This window comes from Acidovorax sp. sic0104, from assembly GCF_019219095.1.
GTDB lineage: Bacteria > Pseudomonadota > Gammaproteobacteria > Burkholderiales > Burkholderiaceae_C > Acidovorax.
This window is the reverse complement of sequence record NZ_JAHUWH010000007.1, coordinates 62,750-82,567: the sequence shown is the minus strand read 5'-3', so window position 1 is coordinate 82,567 and position 19,818 is coordinate 62,750. Positions and strand designations below refer to the sequence as shown.

Sequence of the window (19,818 nt, the reverse complement as noted above, 5' to 3'; positions counted from 1 at the left end):
GGTTCCTTGTGTGAAATTCACAGGACCACTCCCTTGCGGGATGGGTCCCGCGAGGGTGGGTTGGTGCGTTGATGTTCAGATCAACGTTGCTGCAGCGTCTGCCATGTCGGCATATGCCAGGTAGCGCAACGCTCGCGCGCGGTTATCGGCCGCGTGCTTGCGCAGTGACTCCGCAGCGGGTATCTCGTCGTCCAGCAGGATCTGATGATCACGGCCTTTGGCGAGAATGACCGCGTAGCGTGAGCTTCCGTGGCGAATCGTTGCCACTTTGTCGATCTTCATGGGGACATCGATGGCGGGGCGCTCGTCCGGGAGGTTGCCATTCGTCAGCAGCTCAGTCTGTGAAACCATGTGCTGAAGCGCCCACTCCCGGAGTGCATCGGTATCAGTCTCGCTCAACGTCACACCGGAGAAGGCCGAGTATTCGGTTGCAAAACTCATGGTTGCCTTGGCTTTTATGACGTTGACGACTGGGCCCGTGACGCCATCCAGTGGCGCCGCCTCAATGACGACGGACTGCGCGTCTGCGAAGCCTTCGAGCCCATAGTGCAAGGGTTCCCCTTTGCGCACAAAGGTGCATCGCACGTTGTGGACAGGGTCTTGCATAGAGCTGAAAGAGATGGTGGTTTTCATATCGTTCTCCAAAGGATGGAACGACGAGCGCGAGCCCTACCGGGCGTACGCCCGTCAGGGTGAGTCAAATCGGCGGTTGCCGGTCGAGGAAAAGCGCCGGCGAGGTCAGATGGCGCGAGACGCCGTCTCCGCCGCCTCTGCAAAGGCGAGGTAACGCAGCGCCCGTGCCCGGAAGTCGGAAGCGGTCTTTTGCAGCGATTCCGCAGCGGTCATACCGTCCTCCAGGAGGATCTCCTGGGTGCGGCCGTTGACCATGAATGCCGCGTAGCGGGTGGCAGCATAGCTAACGATGGACACTGAGTTGATGCGCGGGCTCACATCGATCGCGATGCAGGCGTCCACGACACCTTCGCCGCTTGCGACTGCTTTGGCCACAATGGCTTTGAGAGCCCAGGTGCGAAGAGTGTCGGTATCGGCCTGGCTTAGGACCAGGTTTTCAAACACCGCCAGCTCGTCCGGGAAGTGCATGCAGGTGAGGGCGTCGATGACCTGAGTCGGTCGCTCGCCCTTCGTGCGGCCCTCCAAGCATTCGATGACGAGCTTATGCTTGTCCGCGATGCTCTTGCGCCCGTGGCCGATGGGATCGCCCGCTTCCACGAACGTGAAGCGCAGGTCGTAGCCTGGTTTGGTTTTCGTGCAAGCCAGGCGAATTTGTTTTGCCATGTCGTTCTCCAGTATGAAAACGACGAGCGAAGTCCCCGTGGGGCTTGCGCCCGTCAGGGTGGTTGATGCAGCGTGCGCCGCGTGATGTGCTGTTTTGCCCGGGGGCAGGTCAGCTACCTTTTGTGATCGCAACGTACGTTGCGGCCAGAAACCTTGCCTAAGCCCCCTGTCTTAAGAGGCTTGGGGAAGACCTGCAGCGCGATCCGGGGCTGCAGGATTGGCTTGGGCACTATGTCAATGCCTAGCCATTTGCTCATTTCAGAAAGAGTTTGAGCAGAATCGTTATGGTCAGCGCGATCGAGGTAGCCAACATCCACTTGTTCAGGTTGAGTTCCCCGATCAGCGTGTTCATGCGGCCGTTGAAATCCCCGGCGAGGGTGTTCATGCGGCCTTCGAGCTTGAGTTCCGATGTCTCAAGCTTCGAGGAGTGTTGCGTTCGAGCGTGTTCAGGTCGCTTGGAAAGGCGACAGATTTCCCCAGCACGTCAGCCAGCAGCTTGGATTGCTGCTCGGCCTGCGCAGGCGGCACACCAGCGCTCGCCAGCTTGCGGGCGAAGTCGAGTGTGTCGAATGGGATGTTCATGTTCATGATGATAGGCGATGCTCTGGTTTTGTGAAAGAAGACGAGCATCTCCCCTTTGGGCGAAACGCCCGTCAGGGAAGGTGATCGCGGCTTGCTCCGTGTCTACGTCATCTCGCCGCAGCTGCAGGGCACAACCTGTTGACTCAAGCCGACAGGAAGCCGCGCAGATAGCAGCGGGCGCGCCACAGATTGCCCGAGAGTCCGCTCACTTCGAGTCCGAAGCGGTCACAGACCTCGATGTCGTTGGCGATGGAGTGTTCTCCTCGGTCATGCCGAGCTGCGATGTCGATGTGAAGGTATGGAAGGAGCGTGTACATGGTGTCAGCCGCACTGAGGGTGTGGCCCTGGTTTAGCGTGTGAAGGAGAGTCCAGAAGGGCTGTGCAGGATCTCTACGACCGTCTGAGGGCCCCAGTTCGAGGCGTATCCTGGTTGGCTCATCAGGACAACTTCCACCCGGTCAGCGTTGAGGTCCTGGTGGAACTCGTCAGCCTGGGCCGTGGTGGGTTCCCGCACACCCATTCCGTGTTGGCGGTCGATGAGCTGCAGTGCCCCCCTGGCATCCAGGGTGAACCAGTCGCCCGCCACAACGCGCAATGTCGGGTAGAGGAGGCGAGAGCCCCCTTCCCGGGAAACCACGCCGTGGGAAGCTTTCTTCATCGCTTCCCAAAGCGAATCCGGCGTCTCGCCCATGCGGGGCTTGGTCCGGGAAGCTGTGGGTTCGGTGGAGGTGGCGTTGGCAGGTGCCGTCGCTGTCTTGGTACTCATGGTGTTTCCTTGTTGGAGATCCACAGGCCAAGCCCCCTGGGCATCGGCCCGCAGGGGTTCTTTGAAAATGGCTTTCGCCGTTCAGGCGCTGGGTTGCTCTGCGAGCGCGGCCAGCTGCCGCTTGGATCTGCAGCTCTAGGCATGCAGGTCGTATTCGCTTGCCGAAGCTCCCGCGTGGGCAGGAGCTTGGGCAAGCCTCGCGAACCCCTTTCGGGGCTCGCGCGAGCTTGTTTCTTTGCGGTTCAGTGTCGTGGCTTGTGCTTGGCCAGGAATTGCGCCAGGTCAGCATCGCGTGCGACACGTTCCTCCAGGCCTGCTTGCGCCAGCTCTGGGGTGGTGTAGTCGGCGCCGGAACCTTGGTCGTGCCAGCGCACTACCCAGGTCAGCGAGTCCAGTGCTCGGACGGTGGGGTGGGCCGTACGGTGCGCGACGCGCACTGTGGGCTTTCCTTCCAAGAGCGCCTGGCGCTGGCGTTTCCCAGCTAGCCAGCCATCTTCATAGTCGCGCAGGTCCTTGATCGAACGAAGATGGGATGGGGCTTGGACCGAGTAGCCGCGAAGGGCGGCGTTCCGGCCGAGGGTGTGGGTTTCCGAATCCTGCATGTCACGCAGCTCCGGAGGTCGCCTGTGGGTCGGTCTTCGCCAATTCTGCGCCAATCCGTAGGAGCGAGCCAAGGGCGGTGCCCAGCTGCTCGCGCTGGTCGGGGTTCAGGAGGCCGTCTGGAACGAAGGCCCATGCGGCTGGGCGGTCGTTGTACGTGTTGCCAGGCCCAGGCACGGCGAAGTCCACGCCCGGGAATTGGCTCGCAATGGCACGCATGCCATCAAGGAGGCCTTTTTCGACGACCGCTTGGGGGGGGTACTCATGCGAGTTGACCCCTTGTGCATTGGCGTCGGATTCGCGGCAATAGTGCTCCAGCTCGAAGAGGATGCCCCAGCGTCCGCCCTTGTGGACGACGAAGGTGTCTTCTTCGTGCATTTGGGACCGAAGGCGGTCCAACAGTCCGGGATTCGAAATCAAGAGCGGCTGGACCAACTTCAGGTCGGGTTCTGCTTCATTGATCTCGCCCCAGCGGTCCGTCAAGTTCTGAGAGATGGACCAATGGCCCCATTGGGCGGGTGCGTCCGGCGTCCGGACCTTCACCAGTGGATCGAGCAGGTAGTGGACGCCGGCAACGCCGTAGGTCCGCTCCATGTCTTCCGTGCGCGGCCGCACAAAGTCCACACAGCAGTCACCGAGCCCGTGGCCGGTGTCCTGGTTGTGGAACTGGCGACCCGTTGCGCGGGAGCCGCAGCAGGTGCACAGCAGGAGCTGTCGGCGCAAGGCAAGGTCCTTGTGGTCCATGGTAGAGGCGTTTGTCATGAAGTTCTCCAGAGGAAAAACGCGAGACCGCACCCCTGTGGGCGTGATCCCGCAGGGGTTGAACCGGCCGTTTGAAGGGCGCGGCGGGGCTTAGGGGGCGGGTTCTCCCGCCTTCTTGGTGACCGTCAACGATTCGGGTCTCGCCGGGAACCACCAGGAGTCGCTGTCAAAGTAGACGAAGCGGCCGTGGGTGATGGTTGGCGAGAACCCGGTGACAAGGCGCTCATGAAACGCTACGCCGAAGTCGTTTGTGTAGGTCACGATGTCTCCGACCGCAACGTGGCAAGGAATCGGCGGATCAATAACCGCATCCTTGGCCAGCGGGTTGCGCGGGCCTGAGATGAAGTGGGGTTTGCCTTGGAAAGCTGGCATGTAGGCTCCTACTTGCGGCCCGCACCCATCGGTGCAGTACCGCATGGGTTGAGGGTCAGGCAGGCGTTGCTGCCTTCTCGGAGGCGGCGGCGATCTTATCGCGCACCATCTCGTGGCTGAGGGTGGCCACGTCGTTGAACTTCCAACACGCACCACTGGGCTCGCGGGCGTAGATCGTTGTGATCCGGCCGCTCAAGAACTCGGAGAAGCGGAAGGTCTCCAAGCCGAGGTGGTTGCCCCACCGCATGGGCGGCAGGCATTCCAGGGCGTTGAAGAAATCGCTCTGGTCGATGCGCTGCGGCTCCGACTTGTAGCTTTCCTCCTTCATCGCGGTGAAGGCCTCCAGGTCCGTGACGAGGATGTCGGCACCGCGCTCCGAGGCCATCTCCTCGCGGGTCTGGCGCTTGTAGAAGGAGCGAAGTACCCCGTCTCCAAAGTCGTGGGCTGTGTCGATGCACGAGGGCGCCGTTTTGTCGGTACCCGCGATGTAGAACACTTGGGGGTTGTCAAGGCGATCCATGGGTTTCTCCAATGAAAAGCGAAGCCAGACCCCGATGCGGGGGCGAGGCCCCGCGAGGGTTGCGAAGGGTTAGAACGGCATGAGATTCGGGCGCAGGCCCGTCACCTCACCGTAGCGGTCAGAAATCGAAAGCATGCCCTGGGCACTGGCACGCGTGCGGTAGCGCACTGGCTTGCGTTGCATTGCAAGGAGTCGGGCGACACGGCCCTCCATCAATTCCAGCTTTGCGATCGAGTTCACCTGGCCGCTGCAGAAGCGACTGTCGATGAGGGCCCGATGCGAGGCGGGGTGCGGGTGACGTGTGCGACGCCGGGTTCTGCGGGTCATGGGGTGCTTTCGGTCAAACGGGCGCAGCGGCAGTTGCCGGTGCACAGGGCACGTAGCGCATTCCATCCCACCGCTGCAGATCCTCCAAGCGAGGATTTGCAGTGGAGCGGCTGGCTTCGCGCATGGCGTGCTGGTTGTCCATGGCACCGATCATGATCCACCCGAGGGTGCCCTTGAGTCGGTAACTTACGAAAGGTGATGCCGCCAAGGGGCGATCGGTCACAGGCTTTGGTGTGCGCCGAGGGCGCGAAGAGGTTGGCATGGTGGTCTCCAGGGTGAAATCCGGGACCACACCCCATGCGGGACGAAGGTCCCGTAGGGTTGAGGGTATGCGCGCTGGGCAGGCCAGGCAGGTAGGGCTGATTGTTTGGTTCCCCAGCTAGGAAGTGTTGGCGCAAGCATAGCCCGCGTCAAAAACGAAATCGATTGTAGCGGGGAACGAACCATTTGCGCACCCCCAGTCCGGGGCGTGCTGCGCCGGACTGGGTGGCCACCGTGGGCTCCTGGACAAAGCGCTGGTCAAGTTGCGGTTGAGCCAGCGCCACGCCTGCTACTTCCAGGTCTGCAGCGACTTCTTCATCTGGTCGATGTGCCCCAGCACGCGGCGCACGCGGGGGGTGTCGTACGCCAATGCCAGCGTGCTCCGGATTTCCTGGAGGCTTCCAAGGTGGGTATTTCGTGCGTCCTCGCTGATCTTCTTGGCGAACGTCTTCGCGGGCCCGTTGGCGTAGTACACGTTGTCAAGCCGCTCCAAAGGGAGATTGAAGCTCGGATGCTCGCCCTGGATGCATGAGTCCAGCGTCCCCTGCACCTGCACCAGGCGGTTGCGCACGCCCACACGCATGTAGGTGTCTGCCTCGATGGCTTTGAGCTTGCGGCCAATCTCTTCATGGGTGGCGATAGGCATGCTGTTCGGACGTGGGGGCCGCTTAGCGGGCGCAGCTACACGCGTAGCTGGAATGCGAGGTGCTGCCGGCGCTATGGCCAGTCCCTGAGGGCTGATGAAATCGCCCCTGCCGATGATGGACTGCCCCTGCCAGTTGCCTTCGACGGGTGGGGGAGGGAGCTGGTTCAAGGCGTGGACCATGGCGGCCAGGTTTGGTCCCTTGGACTTGCTCGCCACCAAATACAGCGTCGTGCCGCTTGGCTCCCCTGGAAGGTACATGCCAGGCCAGGTCGGCTGCAGAACGTCGTAGCCGTGGCGATGTGCCCAGTCGGCGCGCTGCGCGGCGTATCGGGCCGACGATGGGGCATATGGCTCGTCGGTCATCACATGGCTTTGGGTGACTGGGTCGTACCAGCCGCGCGCATGATCCTTCCCCGGTATGGCGTTCGAAGCAGTGCCGCCAGGGTAGAGGCGGCTGTGCGCGGCGGATGGACGCAGACGGGTGGCGTCCATGAACTGCCATGTGCGCAGCACGCGGCACACGTGGCCCTTGGCCTGCTCTGGCGAATGAAAGTTGTACTCGCAGTAAAAATGGTCAGGCGCGCGCGGCACCAAACGGGCCAACGCTGGCTGGACGTTCATCTGGGAAGGGGTAACGAGATCGGTGTGGGGCACTGCCAGATCCACGTGCCAGGCCTCCACGCCCTGCAGGCCAGTGGCGTTTGAGATCCACCTGGCGGAGATGTACAGGCGGTGTTTCGGAACGATAGGGGCGTGCACCTTGGGCTGCGGAGCAGCGTTTGAAAGCACGGCTTGCGCGTGGCGCAGGTTTTGGTAGCCAGCTCGCGTCGCCGCGAGGTCTTGAGCTTGAAAAAGGGGGATTTGCAGCTCGTTCCTGAGCTTCTTGGCAAGGCGCTTGATGCCGTCCAGGGTGGACGGAGGAATAGGCTTCAACATGGTTGTTCTCCATGGCCCATGCATTCAACGTCATCCGCCACCGTCAAAACGTCGCAGGACCAACGGTTAAACCAGGTTGTGCATGCGATTCAAGCAGTACCGTTGCCGGCTTCTCTCAGAGCGGATGGAATGCGCCTGCTGTGCGCGTCGCCATTCTGCCATGAAGCTCACCGTTCCGACAAACGGGCAGTCTGCACGGCCTTGCCGCGCGTCAGAAAATATATTGCGTTGTTGCGATAGTCGGTAAATACGGTTCTATGAACGAGTTCGCATCCTTACAATCGAAGGCGACACTTTTGCCATCCAACTACAGGGTGGGCGCGCGTTTCAACGCGCCTTGAGTCCATCTGTTAAACGCTTTCCTAATTGCATGGCAACCTTGCCTGAGTCTTTGAATACCGCACCCCGACATGCTCAGGTGCTTCCCAGCTTCGCAGTCGGCCAGATGCGCCGCCGCCTAGCCTGCTCTGCCGGCATGGTGGAGGGGGCGCAGCTCCTCGCCTGGCGGGGTCCGCTTCCGAGCCCCGACCTCGCCAAAGAGATCCGCGACAAGTTCATCCAGGGCCGACGAAACCTGTTTTCCGGCATCTGGGGCATGCAAGTAGGCGTGCGCGTGGTGCCGGGATGGGAGAACGTCCTGGAGTCGCCACTGCTTGACCGGTTTCGCGATCTGCTTGACGGGTTGGCATCGCCTGACGCCTTCCCGTCCATGACCCTGCAGGAGGTGAAGGAAGGGCTGCGCGTCTCGGTGGCCTCTGCCTTCGAGGTGCTTGCGAAGCTGGAGGCGCTGCACTGGTCAGCCGCCGATGTGAACGGGGTGGTCGTGAGGCATCCCATAGATGGTGACCTTGCAGCCACGGATCAGGTCGGCCAAGCCTGGAGAGGGTTGATGCGAAAGGTGCTCCAGGCCCCATGGATCGACCAGGCCTCGCCTTACGATCTTCGATTCTCCCGCGACAACGATTTGCCCCTCGGGCACTGGCTGCTGCAGGAGGTCGAGAAGCCCCAGGTGCCGGCGACCGTCGTTGACCTGTGTGATCGCTTGGGCGCGGCAGACGGAGCCGACTGGGCTTCCGAGCTGCGTGCGATCGCTACGGCTGCGGTGCTGGTCTCAAAGCAGCGCCCCAGTGGCGACAAGGTACGGCAGCGTTGGATCGCGATGTTTGTGCACCGCTTTGGAGGGGCGAATGGCCGCACCCTGCTAGAGGTGGCCAACGAATTCGACATGACCCGGGGGCGAGTGCGCTCCATCCTGGGAGCGATGACCGAGGCCGTGAAGGAACGGCCCGCCGTAATGCCGGCGCTCGACAGACTGCTGGATGTCGCAGTGGGTGTCTCGGACCTGCCGCCTGGGGAGGCCGATGAGCATCTGGCCGAGTTGCTAGGCCCGGGGTTTGGTCTCGGTGCAGCCTTGGCGTTCGCAGAGGCGGTGCGGTCCGACTCCGCCTCCGCGTCGCACCTCCTGAAGGCACGGTCCCAGCCTGGGGTAGCGCCTGCGCGCCCCGCTGAGCCCGGCGAAGGCCAGAGGCCGTGGGCCGAGCGGGCGCTTGCGTATGTGCGGGCAGAGTGCGCGGCTGTCGGGTGCACGACGCCGCTGCGGGTCGCAGGACACTTGGCCATGGAGGGGGGGAGGGCCCTGGGGCGCTCCGAACTGGAAGCCCTGTTTCGAAGCTTTCCGGGTTACTGCCTGCTCGACAGCGAAGGGGGATGGTTCACCGTCCCTGGCCTGGACGAGTGCGTGATTGCCGTCCAGCTCAAAAAGCTCTTCAGCGTCGCATCCCGAGCCGTCTGCATCGACGACCTAATGGTGGTGCTGCTTGCGGACGCGGTACCCCTTGGGAGCCCCGAGCGCGGCCTCACTATCCCGCCAGCGCACGTGCTTTCAAGACTCATCGCCAGCTGGACCTGGCTGTACGCCGACCGCCGCCGCGAGTACCGGCCCAAGCAGCCCATTGATCCGGAGACAGTGCTCACGGCTTCCGAGCTTGCTGTTTATAAGGCTCTGCTGCGCCACCAGGAGGTGGCCACCCGGGCGGAGCTTGCGGAGGCGGTGGCAGGCCAGCCGGGGCTCGACCTGCTGACGCTGGACCGGGTGCTTGCGGGTTCACCTGTTGTCGCCAAGGTCGAACGCGGGATGTACCGGATCAACGGCAGGCCCCTACCTGTCGCAGCGATCCTCGCCGCCCAGGGACGCGGATGGCAACGACCCGATGAAGCCACTCAGGCGGTAGAGGATCCAAACGCACCCCTGACAATTGCAATCCGGCAGTCCGCTTCGGCAACACCTGCGGCCCAACGGGCGGTATTTCTGCCGATGGCGTTCCAGGACCGGGTCTCTGGATCCTTTGAGCATGCTCGGGGGCTCTGGCCGGCAATCAAGGTCCGCAGCAGCATGCAGATCGCAAAGCTTTCGCAGGTTGCCGAACAGGCGGGCTTCCATCCGAAGGAGGTTTTCGAGCTGGAGATCAACCTGCGGGCTCGGACCTATGACCTACCCGGAGTGGCACAGGCCGCCTGAGAGACCAACCGCGAACTGAAATCACGTGCCCGCAGAACGCATGACCAATCTTTTACCTATCGGCGCCGATGTTCCCCAGCATGCCAAGGTCTTGCCCAGCTTCCTAGCGAAGCTCGTGGGAAGGCAGCTCAACTGCTCTACCGGACCAGTCAATGGGGTAGAGCTCTTGGCATGGCGAGGGACACTGCCAAATACGTTTCGGGCAAAGGAGATCCGGGAGCAATTCATTCGCCGAAAAAGGGCATCCTTCAACCAGATCTGGCCGCTCCAGATCGGTGTGAGAGCGGTTGACGGCTGGGAACTGGCCGTCGAACTGCTCTTCCGGGACAGGATGAGAGCATTCCTGCCTACGCTGGGTTCGCTCGACGAGTTTCCCCTTCTCACACTGGAGCAATTGAAGGAGGGACTGCACCTGCCTATCAGCACCCTCGTGGAGGCCCTGGCCAGCATGGAGGCTTTGTACTGGAGCCCTTCAGACGCCCAGACTTTCGCGGTGAGGTATCACGGCAAGCAGGAGGCCGAACCCGCTGCTCAAGCACGGGTAGCCGTCAGCGACGAATGGCGGCTCGCGGTTCAGATTGCGTTGCGTTCGCCATGGGTAGATCAGCTGGCGCCCTCGGACCTTCGCTTCGCCTGCACAGCGGGGGAGCCACTTTCGCAATGGCTGCGGGGGCAGCTTGCGCGGGAAGAAGTTGCGGTTGCGGTGATCGACCTTTGTAACTTGCTTGTCGCAGCTGACAAATGCGATTGGATGACAGAACTGGTCTCACTGGGCAACTGTGCCTTGGATCGGCTTGGGAAGTCCTCTCCAGAGACGCGCGAACGCTGGCTGGCAATGTTCACCAGGCGCTTCAGCGGGCCCCGAGGCCTCACCCTGCAGGAAGTGGGTGACGAGTTCAAGGTAACGCGCGAGCGGGTGCGCCAGATCTGCGATCGCATGCTCGGCGCGATTCAGTCGCGACCGGCAAGCATGCCTGCGTTGGACAAGGTCCTCGCGGCGGCAGTGCGTATTGGGCCGATGCGATTCGATGAGGCCGACACCCAGCTTGCCACCCTGCTTGGCCAGGGTGTGGGAGTGGAGGCCGCGATGGAGTTCGCGGAGGCGGTTGGGCGTGAATCGCCGGGGCGGACGTTCCTCGCCGTTACGAGGACGACCGAAGGCTATGAAAAGGTCCGCCTCCTGAACACGGGGGAGCAGGAGCTTGATTGGGTAACACGTACTCTGAGCTTCGTCCGCAGGGACTGTCGCGTCGTAGGGTGCACCAACTACATGCGGGTCGCTGGCTACCTGAGCCTCAAGGAGGGTCGTACAGTAGACGCCGACTGGTTGGATGGCCTCTTCAAGGCCTTGCCAGGCTACCTGCAGCTAGACGAGTCGGGAGAGTGGTTCGCCTTGCCCGGCACTGACGAGTGCGCGATTGCCACGCGATTGAGGAAACTGTTCAGTGTTGCCACCCAAAGCATAGGAATTGACGAGTTGCTTGCGGCTGTCGCGTCGGACGCAAGGATGTTTCAGGAGGTGGGGAATTCCGTGAGCATTCCACCGGCACATGTGCTGGGCAAGCTCATTCCATCCTGGCCGTGGTTGGTTGGGGACGGCCACAACAAGTACCGTCCCAAATCGCCGATGTCCCGTGAAGAAGTCCTCTCCGACCTGGAGCTGATCGCGTATCAGATACTGCAGGAGAACCAGGGCGTGGTCACGCGCACCGATCTTGCTGGGGTGATCGTAGACCAGCGAGGGTTTAGCAATGTGGCGTTGAGCCTCGCCCTGGCTCACTCCCCCATTTTTGCGAAGGTCGAACACGGGGTGTACCGGTTAAACGGTAGCCAGCTGTCGGTGGAGGGGCTCGTCGCAGCGCGATATCGTCGCCGACTGGAAACTAGCTCTACGTCCCCACAGGCCGAGGTCTTGGATACGAGCCAGCCATTTCGGATTCAGATGCGGCAATCCGGCTCCGACGTTGAAGCCCGGCGTCGGGTGGTGTACATCCCAGCAGCCTTCCGTGAACACGTCGCAGGGCAATTCAAGCACGCGCGCGGTCTTTGGCCCGATATCACCGTGAGCGACGGTCTCCAGGTAAGGCGCCTGTCCGCGATTGCAGAAACTGCCGGCGTGCAACTTAGGGAGACGTTTGAGTTGGAGGTGGACCTCCAATCTCGGACGTATGACATCCCCGGCGCTACGCCGGTAACAAGCCAAGTTTCCGCAGGCGGCTCTCAGTAGTCGCGCGGCGCGAGGCCCACCAGGAGGGAATCAGGCTCCCGGCTGACAGCCTCCCGCACTTCATACCCAGGGCCGAAGACTGACCGGATGTCGAGCTTTGCAAGGTCGATCAAAGTCCACATTTGTTTGCCCATCGCGTCCTTGAGGCTGGAGCTGATCATTCTGGGTAGGCTGTCTCCGATGAATTTCGCGATGATGACATTCAGGATGAAAGCAGCGAGCGTGCCCCACTTCCCACCGAAATATGCCAGCGCGGCAAGCGCACCAATTACGCCGTCACATTTGAAGTAGCGGATGTGCACTTCTAGAACCTCAGCGACGATGCCAATCTTTCCATCTGGCTGCAGGCGCGCGCTGAGTCCAATTCGGTACACCGATGGCCCCGCCTCGCGGTTGTTGGCCCAGAAGTTGCCGGCGTTGGTTCTGCCAAAGCAGGGGATGTCCACGTTGACCGAGCCGTTGCCCTCGACGTAGAAATTGATGTCCAGCACGATCGTCGCTCTCGGGTCCTTCAGTGTGTGGGATACGCCTGTGAACGCCACGGTGTAGTCGTACTCCCAGCCGAAAAACCCTTCATCGTTTGCGAAGCCCGCAATGGCCGGATAGGGGCCACCTGTGAGCGCCTTGATCGATGCATCAGGAAGGTATAGGCCAACGTCGGCCGCCACGTTTGAATCGACTGGCCACGGTGGGGAATTGGACGGCGGGACCTTTACGTCCACCGGAAGTGGCGAGCCGTCGTACTCATCCTGCACAGGAGGGGGTGGCGTGATGTCTACCTTCACTGGGGGCGCGCCACAAGGGCACCTCTGGCCTTCGTCCAGGGTCCAGCCATTCCGTGCAACGATCAGCAACCCTGCATCAATCGCCGCCAGCTCGCCATTTCCGTTGAATACGACGGTGGGAAAAATGTGCCTCAGATCGATGCGTGGGGAGCCACCAAAAATCCGGCGCACCGTCGTGGGAGCGATGGAGCCTGCCACCAGCCCCTCCAATCGCGCGACATCCCGCTCAGTCAAACCGAGATCTGCTGCGTTCTTCGCGGCGTCCGCCGCAGGGAGAATGGCGCTTCGGAAGTCCAGTTGGATTTCTCCTAACGAGAGGACGTTCTTTTGCACGTTGCCATGAGCAGTCACGCGTACCACGTCGAGTTCGACGTCGAATAGCTGGACCGCCTTGTCGCCAGCCTTGGTGACAGCGAACCGCACTTGGAAGCCGCCAGAACTCTCCATGAAAAATAGGCCGAGGACATCGCCGCCTGGCGGCACCTTCACTTTCCAGCTGGCCTTCCCTGGTTGATAGCTGCAGCTATCCAGTCCGATCTGTACGGCCGGAAGGTCGGGGTACTGCTGAAAGTGGCCGACGAACTGGTTGAGCGCGACGACAAGGCGGCGCGTTAGAAGATCGACCAGCAAGCGGTTGCTGACCACCATTGCCGGATCCGGTCCGGCATGGCTTGCTACAAGCTTGTGCAGTGGGGTTCCCATCTTTCCCTCCAGGTGAAGTTCGTGAGGTCATGCTGGTGGGAACTGATCCCTCGGTCAAATCATTTTTGCGCAGTCCTATGGTCCTGCCGGTACATGCGATACGCGACGGATCTTGTCGCCTTTCTCGGGTCATTTGAGGCCTCGGCGCTTTGAGAATGTGTGCATGCAGCACAGCCCCCAAACCGCGAACCTACCCGCGCTCCTCCCCACACCCGAACCGCGTGTCCTGGCCACACTTTCCGAGCAAGACCTGAAATTGGTTTTCAGCTACTTCGCCTCGGTCACCAGCCCCGTCTACTTTCGCACCGTCGCCAGGGCTTTCGCCTGGACGGGGGGTGTCCTGCTGGGCCTTCTTCTGACGTTGCAGAGAGTAGAGGTACTGGTTGGCGCGGGGCCGGCGCCATGGCTGGCCTGGGCTGGCCCCGTGGCTGCAGCGGCCCTGTGTGCATTGGGCGCGCTGGGCTACCAGCTGCAATGCATCCGTGCTGCCCGCCAGCTATCTTCGCTCGCCATTGAGATGGGGCGTCGGCGCCTGGATGCGCAGGCCATCGGTGAGGAGTTGCAAAGGCTCGGTGCCGTCGGGTCCGTTGCTGCCCAGGCCGTCCCTGCGTAGGTTGCCAATCAATAGGAGTTCTGATGAAGCAAAGAGTCCGGCTTGGCAGCAATTTCTGGAGGTTGGTGGGTTTGGCAACAATGCTTGTTGGACTCGGGGCCGTCCTCCAATGGAGACATGCAAGGGATTTGGAGCAAAGCCAGATCACCCAAGAAGCTGCTGTCCTCATTCCCAGCCAGTTCAAGACTTGGCGGGGTCTGACGTCCGATCGATGGCAGGCCGTGCAGTGGAGTGGCGCCGCGAGCGAGCTTCTGTACTTGGACGGGCCAAGGTACGGCGATGGCATGTTCTGGGTGGCTTGGGCCCGCAGCACCGGGGGGGACTATTTCAGGCTGACCTACCACTACGACGGGAAGCACTTTGTACCGAACGAGTCGCCAGTTCCAATGTCCCGCCAACAAGCGATCGCAGCGCTCGTGGAAGCGGGGCAGGAGGCCGTCCTGGATCGGCTTGGGCTTCTGAGGAAGCCTACCGATCGGGATCGCCTGCTCTGAGCTGCGTAGTGTTGACTTGCATAGCCATGCCTCTCGATTCGCTCTGCAGTGCGGTCCAGCACTGCCGCGTGCTACCAAGTCTTCCTGCCTTCCTTTCATCTCGCGTGCTTCTTGAACCTTGCGACCTTCGACATTCGAGCAGAAACAAATGAATCCGACGACCAACACGAAGGCAAAGTCCAAAAAGACAGCAACCCCTTCCACCGCATCGTTGGAGGAGTTCAACTCTGGGGTCCTCTACGCCCTGGTGAGCCTGCACGGAATGCCAAAGCTCGTGGCGCAGGAACTGGTTGTTGCTGATAGGGAGTTCCTTGCCAGCCGTTTCGAGCGTGGTGACCTATCAGTGCTTGAAGCTGCAGACGAGCTTTCAGTGAAGCCTGGGACCGCAGCTGGCTGGGTGCAGATTGACGAAGACGCGCTGGTGCTCAATTTCGACGGCGAGGTCGAACGTCTCTTGAAGCAGGCGCTGGATACGGGCTTGTTTGGAGCAAACAGGCGGGAGGTGGTGGACGCCATGGTGAGGCGAGGGGTCGAGGCAGTGTTGCCGGTGCTTTCAGCGTGCACGGGCAATCGTTCCGGGCGTGTGTCTAATTGGCAATAGTCGGGATATGAGGTTGAAGGCGGGGGCTCGCAGCCCTACAATGAATCCCAATCTGCGCTTGCCTTGTGAGCGCCTTTCCCTTCATACAAGCAAGCACTCCATGTCCAAACCGCCCTGTGGCCTCTCGAATGAGTATTGGGATTCTTTGAGCCCCCGGTCGAAGGAGCTCTACGACCTGATCAAGCCGTTGGCAGAGCCTGCATACACGGTTGACTGGCACCTTGGGGGCCTTGAGAAGACGCTGTCGGATCTGGAAGAAAGCGTTGTGAGCATGGGCGGCACGCTTGAGTTGTTGCCCGACTTCCAGCGCGGCCACGTGTGGACCGAATCCCAGCGGTCGGCCTTCATCGAATACATGCTGCGCAACATGTCTCCCGGTCGAATCCTGTTCAACTGCCCTGAGTGGACCCGGCCTAGCGATCAGAAGGGCGACATCAAGCCGTTCACGATGCAGTGCCTTGATGGCGTGCAGCGCCTCACCGCCGTGCGCAAATTCCTCGCAGACCAGGTGACTGTGTTCGGCGGAATCGTTGCCTCGGACCTGAGGGACACGCCGTTCAATCCCTTCCGGATGAACTACCGGCTTCAGGTAGGCGTCTACGAGTTCAACACCCGCAAAGAACTGCTTCAGACCTACCTTTCCATCAACCGTGGGGGAACCCCTCACAGTGACGATGAAATCGCGCGTGTACAGGGCTTGCTCGCGCAGGCCTCAGCCACCTGAACGAAAGATCACCCACATGAACACCACTTCTGCGAGCACTGCCAAGCAATCGGCACTGGAAGCCTACCGACGCGATGTCGTGCTTCTTCCCCTTCCATGGCTTGCGTTGAATCTGTTGCTCGGCGCCCTGGTCGCGGTTGGCATTCGTTGGCTCGCTTGGGTCAGCGTCGAAGGCAGCAGCGCAGCGCGTCCCATCGACTACGTCGCCGCGATACGTCCAATGTTCGAGGCCGAGGAAATGCTCCGGGGTTTCGGTGGTGGCGCGGTCCTCATTGCGCTGGTCTATGTGCTTACGCGCGTGCTCTTCCGCAAACGTTCCGCCGACCACCGGGGAGCCCTGTTCCTGGTCGGGCTCATGGCGATGGTGGTGGGAGGGGGTTTCGCCTTCCTGCCCTCGGCGTACTTTGGGCCATGGGCGGTGGCCTGAGTAGGGACCGCGCTGCGATGTGCTTGCTCGCGTGTCTGCGGATCGGCGCAATGCCTTCCGGATACCCCGTCCACCCCTTCTCACTCCCGTAGTTTTCCTGCATGTCCCTTCTTGCCGACTTCTTCTTTTGGATTGCAACTGTCAGCGCCCCCTGGAAACTCCCCAAACGGGGAAGTTCCGTGCTGGCCTGGATGGCATGGTCGCTCACATCGTTGGTTTTCCTCGGTGCACTTGTGTGCGCTGGATTTATCGTCTTCGCGCTGGGGACTGGCAAGTTCGGCGAGGGCGTCGTTGCCGGCACGGTGATCAGCGTCACGCGTGGCAAGACCTATGAGGTGCGGACCGATCTGGCCACCCTGAGCGTCGAGCCCTCCCTTGGGTACGGTGCCGGCGATGAGGTCTATCTCCAGCGTCTGCGAACCGAAGGCCTTCGGATGTGCTCAGAGCATGGCTGTTGGGCGGCGCGCGTGGTCGAGGCAACTCCAGAGATTCGCGAGGCCGTCGCCTTGTGGCCCCAAGGGGCGCCCCCTTCGAACTGAACTACCTGGAGACCGTATTGACGCTTGCTGACACCATCGAAGCCCTGCGCCCCTTGCAAACCCCTCATGCCACCGCCCATGGCGAACGGCCGGGGTTCCTAATGGCTGATGCTGCGCGTGCCCTTGGTGGGCTCGCGCAAGCCTCTAATTCGCTGGCGCTGTTGATGTCGGTTGATCTGGTGGTCTCAGCGCCCTTGTTCGTGGGGAACGAGGTGCATACGGTTTTCAGCCTTGCGGATGCGGAACCGCTCACTGTTCACTAACCCGGCAGACCTTTTACCGGTTCACCCCGCAGCTTTACGTTTGGAACCCCTCATGCGGACCTTACTCCTCGCAACTGGCCTTGTCCTAGGCTCTACCGCCGTTCTTGCGCAAGGCAATCACCCCGCTTCTGGCACACAAACGCTGCAGGTCACGATGGATCGACACTTGTTCGTCACCACTGTGTGCGTGCGGGGTATGCAGTTTGTGGCCGCTACCCATGACCACATCCGGAATGGCACTCGATTGAGTGACGTCGGCTTTACTCAGGTTCTCGGCCTCGATGGAATACCCATGGCTTGTGAAGCTCGTTCATTGAAGCATGAGCGTGGCGAAAGCCCTGCCAAGGCGAGGTAAGCCTATGGCAAAGCTGAAGACAGAAACCATCACCCCGTTGACCGTTCACTGATCCGTACTACTTAGCTTTTCGCTTCAAGAAAATTCAACTTTATTGATTCTCAAAAGTTATGACGAAGTTTTTGATAATTTTTTTGGTTATTTTCGGCGGGGTCGTCGCCCTTCTTTACAGGACCAAATGGAGAATGGTTAGCCGATGGAAATCTCACCCGACGATGGACGAGTATTTGGCCAAAAACCCCCAGTGCAAAACGAAAAATGGACTCAGGTGCTCAAGGTGCGGCTCAGGAAGCATAAAAAACTGGGGACTTTTCGGTAGGGAAGATGCCCAGCGGGTTTTCATTTGCAATCACTGTGGTGAAAATCTGTACCGGAGTTCCTAAATGCCTGCGCATGCGCCTTCCGGGAGTGGATTCGCCATCCCGGCTTTCAGCGGTTGCCTACTGTGCGCGGTGAAGGACGGGGCCCTTGTCGGCGCGTCGCATTGAGGAGTAGCTCTGGTGCGGGACGGTGAGCGACGAGGACGCGGTGACACTTATGGAAGACGGCACGGTTGTTGTGTGAGCTATCTATGGTCCCCAGTTATGGGACGGTTTAGACCATAGGATTCCTGCTCGCCTCTCTGCCGCCTTGCTCCCCGGATGGGCCATCGGTGGCCCGACTGGCTCGCAGACCGGGTACGATTCGGGAATGATTGAGGCCTACTTTGACAACTTGCTCGCGGGGACACCCTTTCGAGGGCTGATCATCCAGGGCGGAGCGGGTTACTGCGCCTACGACGGGGTTCCGCTCGACCACTGGATGGCCGGCATGGACGAGCTGGTGCTCCGTGTTCATGGATCCATCACGTTCCAAGGTGCGGGAGATGGCCTCTACCGCCCTGAAGGATGGTACTTCTGGGGTTGGGACTACCAGCACTGGGGCGATCAGAAGGTACTTGATCCGGCGCTATTAGACCTGCTGCCACCGGAGTTTCGTGAGAGGATGGTTTCGGCCAATTCGAAGGGCAAGAAGTGGACCCTCCCGGAGATTCAGCAGGATCTCATTGATGCTGCCGTGGAGTTGCATGTGCTGGTGCAAGAGCACGAGCGCGCAGCCTGCGAGGTGCTTGCTGTCCCACGCCTTGGCTGAGGACATTTTGGGGTTGCGACCTGTTTGAAGGCGCAGAATCGGGTGTCTCTTGGCGGGGATTTCTAAAGGGCAGTGCATACGCTGGTGGGCATCCAATCAACTCCATGGAGGCCCCATGAATGACGCCCAGTGTCTCGCTATCCGTGACCAGATCAGCGCCTGTACCTTCCCACCCGACCAGTACGAGAACATCCATAGGCGATTTCGTCTGGTTGCAGTCACTGCGGGAGGGGCGGACGGCGCCGATGCCACTGTCCATGTCGAGTTCCCTGCTGGCCGGTGGGCTCTCCTCGGGGCGCAGGAGACCCCCGAAGAGTTTCTGGAGACGTTGTTCAACACAGGGCCGTATTCGGCCATGAAGCTTTCCATCGAGCGCAGCCAGCACTGGATCTTGCCGTGGTCGATCACAGCGGTGGATCCGGCGTCAGACATGCCCGTTCTGATTCTGCGGGAGCGCGCCGACCTCGTAGTGGAGGGGGTGCTCATGCGAGAGCCCGTCCATGGCTCACATGCTGAGCTGGCGAACAGGTATCCCGAAGAGGACGCGGTGTGTGCGCTCCTGACAGAGCTTGCCTCGATGGGGCAGCATGACTCCTTCCTGCGCTGGTACAAGGAGGCCAACATCGCCGCATGTTCTCTCGACACGGCTTGCGTGCAGGCGCCCGAGTCACCGCAGGGGCAGAAGTTTGTCATCGTGTACCGGGGCGGCGAATGGTGGTTCGGAATCTGGAACAACCCGGCCAAGATCCACTGGGCTCAGGGCAAGGAACTGTCACTGTCTAGCATCGCTGACTTTCATGGGAGCCGCGTCTCGAAGGCGAAGTTGGCCAGGCGCTCAGGCATTGAGCTGGTCAGGGGCAGGGAGACCGTACGCGGCGACAGCGCGGTGCTGGCACACGCGCTTGCCGAGGCTCGAAGGGTGCAGCGTGAAGGGGTGGGTTTCGCAGTGGGCGAGTTCGAAAGCCATCCCGGCGTGCGCGTCTTGTGCGACTGGTGGAACTCAGTAGCCCCGGAGGCGCTGCGCACTGCCGCCAGCTTCCGCATCTACTCCTGGAGCGAGAGCCGCAGGGTGTTCCTGGCAGGGGATCCGGAAGAACCCACGATGGATGCAGAGGTGCTGGCCAATGCGGGTCCCTTTGCATTGTTCGAGAAAGAGGGATCACCGCAGATCGCAGTGGCGTTCTATCGCGGCCGGGAATACAACATTGCGCGCAACGGTAGCAGTGTGGTCTTCGGAGTCAGCGGGGAAGAGGTGTACGACGTCGGGCTTGCACTTGAGGACATGGATGAGGCCTACAGCTCGGCGCGAGGCCTTGAGGCTGCCTACATTCAAGCGTTTTGACGCTGGGGACCACCCGACGCTGCCTTGCT

The 19,818-nt window shown here is 61.2% G+C and carries 23 protein-coding genes; 10 read left to right on the top strand and 13 right to left on the bottom strand.

What is annotated here, in order from left to right; all coding sequences use genetic code 11:
* Positions 1 to 75 precede the first annotated feature (75 nt).
* The 12 genes from KW835_RS13065 to KW835_RS13015 all read right to left on the bottom strand — a co-directional run bounded on the left by KW835_RS13065 (position 76) and on the right by KW835_RS13015 (position 7,068).
* The gene (locus tag KW835_RS13065) at positions 76 to 633 is read right to left on the bottom strand and encodes a hypothetical protein (protein WP_218383012.1); all 558 of its coding nucleotides are present in this window, start codon (positions 631 to 633) and stop codon (positions 76 to 78) included.
* 105 nt (positions 634 to 738) lie between these two features.
* Positions 739 to 1,296 carry a hypothetical protein gene (locus KW835_RS13060; RefSeq protein ID WP_218383011.1) on the bottom strand — a complete coding sequence of 186 codons (558 nt, stop codon included), beginning with the start codon at positions 1,294 to 1,296 and terminating at the stop codon, positions 739 to 741.
* Between the two features lie 253 nt (positions 1,297 to 1,549).
* The gene (locus tag KW835_RS26850) at positions 1,550 to 1,681 is read right to left on the bottom strand and encodes a hypothetical protein (protein WP_255593512.1); all 132 of its coding nucleotides are present in this window, start codon (positions 1,679 to 1,681) and stop codon (positions 1,550 to 1,552) included.
* On the bottom strand, positions 1,678 to 1,878 hold the full coding sequence (locus KW835_RS13055) for a CCDC90 family protein (RefSeq protein WP_218383009.1): 201 nt from the start codon (positions 1,876 to 1,878) through the stop codon (positions 1,678 to 1,680). The genes KW835_RS26850 and KW835_RS13055 overlap by 4 nt, the downstream gene beginning before the upstream one ends.
* A gap of 143 nt (positions 1,879 to 2,021) precedes the next feature.
* Positions 2,022 to 2,195 carry a hypothetical protein gene (locus KW835_RS13050; protein WP_218383008.1) on the bottom strand — a complete coding sequence of 58 codons (174 nt, stop codon included), beginning with the start codon at positions 2,193 to 2,195 and terminating at the stop codon, positions 2,022 to 2,024.
* 32 nt (positions 2,196 to 2,227) lie between these two features.
* On the bottom strand, positions 2,228 to 2,644 hold the full coding sequence (locus tag KW835_RS13045) for a hypothetical protein (protein ID WP_218383007.1): 417 nt from the start codon (positions 2,642 to 2,644) through the stop codon (positions 2,228 to 2,230).
* A 242-nt stretch (positions 2,645 to 2,886) separates the two neighbouring features.
* Positions 2,887 to 3,246 (bottom strand): hypothetical protein, encoded by a 360-nt coding sequence (locus tag KW835_RS13040; RefSeq protein WP_218383005.1) that lies wholly within the window; start codon positions 3,244 to 3,246, stop codon positions 2,887 to 2,889.
* A gap of 1 nt (position 3,247) precedes the next feature.
* Complete coding sequence (locus KW835_RS13035; RefSeq protein ID WP_218383002.1) at positions 3,248 to 4,006, bottom strand: hypothetical protein; 759 nt, start codon at positions 4,004 to 4,006, stop codon at positions 3,248 to 3,250.
* 90 nt (positions 4,007 to 4,096) lie between these two features.
* Complete coding sequence (locus KW835_RS13030; RefSeq protein ID WP_218383000.1) at positions 4,097 to 4,378, bottom strand: hypothetical protein; 282 nt, start codon at positions 4,376 to 4,378, stop codon at positions 4,097 to 4,099.
* A 55-nt stretch (positions 4,379 to 4,433) separates the two neighbouring features.
* Positions 4,434 to 4,898 carry a hypothetical protein gene (locus KW835_RS13025; protein WP_218382997.1) on the bottom strand — a complete coding sequence of 155 codons (465 nt, stop codon included), beginning with the start codon at positions 4,896 to 4,898 and terminating at the stop codon, positions 4,434 to 4,436.
* Between the two features lie 69 nt (positions 4,899 to 4,967).
* Positions 4,968 to 5,225, bottom strand: coding sequence for a hypothetical protein (locus KW835_RS13020; RefSeq protein ID WP_218382995.1), 258 nt, complete (start codon positions 5,223 to 5,225; stop codon positions 4,968 to 4,970).
* A gap of 550 nt (positions 5,226 to 5,775) precedes the next feature.
* Entirely contained in the window at positions 5,776 to 7,068 is a 1,293-nt protein-coding gene (locus KW835_RS13015; RefSeq protein ID WP_218382994.1) for a DUF5623 domain-containing protein, read from the bottom strand.
* Positions 7,069 to 7,438: 370 nt separating this feature from the next.
* Here KW835_RS13015 and KW835_RS13010 point away from each other — a divergent pair, with 370 nt between their 5' ends.
* Positions 7,439 to 9,586: a hypothetical protein gene (locus KW835_RS13010; protein WP_218382992.1), complete on the top strand. Its 2,148-nt coding sequence runs from the start codon at positions 7,439 to 7,441 to the stop codon at positions 9,584 to 9,586.
* Positions 9,587 to 9,626: 40 nt separating this feature from the next.
* The gene (locus KW835_RS13005) at positions 9,627 to 11,813 is read left to right on the top strand and encodes a sigma factor-like helix-turn-helix DNA-binding protein (protein WP_218382990.1); all 2,187 of its coding nucleotides are present in this window, start codon (positions 9,627 to 9,629) and stop codon (positions 11,811 to 11,813) included.
* Here KW835_RS13005 and KW835_RS13000 read toward each other — a convergent pair.
* Positions 11,807 to 13,300 carry a hypothetical protein gene (locus KW835_RS13000; protein ID WP_218382988.1) on the bottom strand — a complete coding sequence of 498 codons (1,494 nt, stop codon included), beginning with the start codon at positions 13,298 to 13,300 and terminating at the stop codon, positions 11,807 to 11,809. The two genes, KW835_RS13005 and KW835_RS13000, sit on opposite strands and share 7 nt — an antisense overlap.
* Before the next feature lie 163 nt (positions 13,301 to 13,463).
* Between KW835_RS13000 and KW835_RS12995 the strand changes: the two genes are divergently transcribed.
* From KW835_RS12995 to KW835_RS12960, 8 genes are all read left to right on the top strand, one after another.
* Positions 13,464 to 13,913 carry a hypothetical protein gene (locus KW835_RS12995; RefSeq protein ID WP_218382986.1) on the top strand — a complete coding sequence of 150 codons (450 nt, stop codon included), beginning with the start codon at positions 13,464 to 13,466 and terminating at the stop codon, positions 13,911 to 13,913.
* A 642-nt stretch (positions 13,914 to 14,555) separates the two neighbouring features.
* A complete protein-coding gene (locus KW835_RS12990) occupies positions 14,556 to 15,008 on the top strand; it encodes a hypothetical protein (RefSeq protein ID WP_218382985.1) in 453 nt (150 codons plus the stop codon).
* 100 nt (positions 15,009 to 15,108) lie between these two features.
* Positions 15,109 to 15,732, top strand: a complete 624-nt coding sequence (locus tag KW835_RS12985) for a DUF262 domain-containing protein (RefSeq protein WP_218382982.1) — start codon at positions 15,109 to 15,111, stop codon at positions 15,730 to 15,732.
* Between the two features lie 16 nt (positions 15,733 to 15,748).
* Positions 15,749 to 16,159, top strand: a complete 411-nt coding sequence (locus tag KW835_RS12980; RefSeq protein WP_218382981.1) for a hypothetical protein — start codon at positions 15,749 to 15,751, stop codon at positions 16,157 to 16,159.
* 101 nt (positions 16,160 to 16,260) lie between these two features.
* On the top strand, positions 16,261 to 16,698 hold the full coding sequence (locus KW835_RS12975) for a hypothetical protein (protein ID WP_218382980.1): 438 nt from the start codon (positions 16,261 to 16,263) through the stop codon (positions 16,696 to 16,698).
* A gap of 17 nt (positions 16,699 to 16,715) precedes the next feature.
* A complete protein-coding gene (locus KW835_RS12970; protein WP_218382979.1) occupies positions 16,716 to 16,961 on the top strand; it encodes a hypothetical protein in 246 nt (81 codons plus the stop codon).
* 1,045 nt (positions 16,962 to 18,006) lie between these two features.
* On the top strand, positions 18,007 to 18,447 hold the full coding sequence (locus tag KW835_RS12965) for a hypothetical protein (RefSeq protein WP_218382978.1): 441 nt from the start codon (positions 18,007 to 18,009) through the stop codon (positions 18,445 to 18,447).
* A 115-nt stretch (positions 18,448 to 18,562) separates the two neighbouring features.
* Positions 18,563 to 19,789, top strand: coding sequence for a hypothetical protein (locus KW835_RS12960; RefSeq protein WP_218382976.1), 1,227 nt, complete (start codon positions 18,563 to 18,565; stop codon positions 19,787 to 19,789).
* Positions 19,790 to 19,818: the final 29 nt, after the last annotated feature.

Coding starts and splice junctions, on each gene's coding strand:
- KW835_RS12990 (WP_218382985.1), top strand. CDS start 14,556: ATGAATCCGACGACCAACACGAAGGCAAAGTCCAAAAAGACAGCAACC.
- KW835_RS13030 (WP_218383000.1), bottom strand. CDS start 4,378: ATGCCAGCTTTCCAAGGCAAACCCCACTTCATCTCAGGCCCGCGCAAC.
- KW835_RS13045 (WP_218383007.1), bottom strand. CDS start 2,644: ATGAGTACCAAGACAGCGACGGCACCTGCCAACGCCACCTCCACCGAA.
- KW835_RS12985 (WP_218382982.1), top strand. CDS start 15,109: ATGTCCAAACCGCCCTGTGGCCTCTCGAATGAGTATTGGGATTCTTTG.
- KW835_RS26850 (WP_255593512.1), bottom strand. CDS start 1,681: ATGAACACCCTCGCCGGGGATTTCAACGGCCGCATGAACACGCTGATC.
- KW835_RS13065 (WP_218383012.1), bottom strand. CDS start 633: ATGAAAACCACCATCTCTTTCAGCTCTATGCAAGACCCTGTCCACAAC.
- KW835_RS13005 (WP_218382990.1), top strand. CDS start 9,627: ATGACCAATCTTTTACCTATCGGCGCCGATGTTCCCCAGCATGCCAAG.
- KW835_RS13025 (WP_218382997.1), bottom strand. CDS start 4,898: ATGGATCGCCTTGACAACCCCCAAGTGTTCTACATCGCGGGTACCGAC.
- KW835_RS13020 (WP_218382995.1), bottom strand. CDS start 5,225: ATGACCCGCAGAACCCGGCGTCGCACACGTCACCCGCACCCCGCCTCG.
- KW835_RS13035 (WP_218383002.1), bottom strand. CDS start 4,006: ATGACAAACGCCTCTACCATGGACCACAAGGACCTTGCCTTGCGCCGA.
- KW835_RS12975 (WP_218382980.1), top strand. CDS start 16,261: ATGTCCCTTCTTGCCGACTTCTTCTTTTGGATTGCAACTGTCAGCGCC.
- KW835_RS12965 (WP_218382978.1), top strand. CDS start 18,007: ATGATTGAGGCCTACTTTGACAACTTGCTCGCGGGGACACCCTTTCGA.
- KW835_RS13060 (WP_218383011.1), bottom strand. CDS start 1,296: ATGGCAAAACAAATTCGCCTGGCTTGCACGAAAACCAAACCAGGCTAC.
- KW835_RS13040 (WP_218383005.1), bottom strand. CDS start 3,246: ATGCAGGATTCGGAAACCCACACCCTCGGCCGGAACGCCGCCCTTCGC.
- KW835_RS13000 (WP_218382988.1), bottom strand. CDS start 13,300: ATGGGAACCCCACTGCACAAGCTTGTAGCAAGCCATGCCGGACCGGAT.
- KW835_RS13055 (WP_218383009.1), bottom strand. CDS start 1,878: ATGAACATCCCATTCGACACACTCGACTTCGCCCGCAAGCTGGCGAGC.
- KW835_RS13015 (WP_218382994.1), bottom strand. CDS start 7,068: ATGTTGAAGCCTATTCCTCCGTCCACCCTGGACGGCATCAAGCGCCTT.
- KW835_RS13050 (WP_218383008.1), bottom strand. CDS start 2,195: ATGTACACGCTCCTTCCATACCTTCACATCGACATCGCAGCTCGGCAT.
- KW835_RS12960 (WP_218382976.1), top strand. CDS start 18,563: ATGAATGACGCCCAGTGTCTCGCTATCCGTGACCAGATCAGCGCCTGT.
- KW835_RS13010 (WP_218382992.1), top strand. CDS start 7,439: ATGGCAACCTTGCCTGAGTCTTTGAATACCGCACCCCGACATGCTCAG.
- KW835_RS12980 (WP_218382981.1), top strand. CDS start 15,749: ATGAACACCACTTCTGCGAGCACTGCCAAGCAATCGGCACTGGAAGCC.
- KW835_RS12995 (WP_218382986.1), top strand. CDS start 13,464: ATGCAGCACAGCCCCCAAACCGCGAACCTACCCGCGCTCCTCCCCACA.